This window comes from Streptomyces sp. P9(2023), assembly GCF_032436795.1.
Taxonomy (GTDB): domain Bacteria; phylum Actinomycetota; class Actinomycetes; order Streptomycetales; family Streptomycetaceae; genus Streptomyces.
The window spans coordinates 1-299 of record NZ_JAUPWM010000325.1 but is presented as its reverse complement, the minus strand read 5'-3'; the positions used below and the strand labels follow the sequence as shown (position 1 = coordinate 299).

The following is a 299-nucleotide window of genomic DNA, read 5'->3' as shown; positions in this document are numbered from 1 at the left end:
CGCGACTGGTCGATCTTCACCCAGACCTATGGCCAGCCGCTGCGGGTGGGGAAATGGCATTCCGGGGCCAGCGAGGGCGAAAAGGATCTGCTCTTTCGGGCGGTGGCCAATATCGCCGGCGATTGCGCGGCGATCATCCCGGCCAGCATGGAGCTGGAATTTGTCGAATCAAAGACCGTGGGCGCTTCGGCCGATCTTTACGAAAAGCGCGCCGACTGGCTCGACCGGCAAATTTCCAAGGCCGTGCTGGGCCAGACGGCTACCACCGACGCCATCGCCGGTGGTCATGCGGTCGGGCA

General features: G+C 63.9%; 1 protein-coding gene. It reads left to right on the top strand.

Annotation, left to right across the window (positions count from 1 at the left end):
• A partial coding sequence (locus tag Q5762_RS37805) for a DUF935 family protein (protein WP_315896841.1) occupies positions 1–299 on the top strand: 299 nt, incomplete at both ends.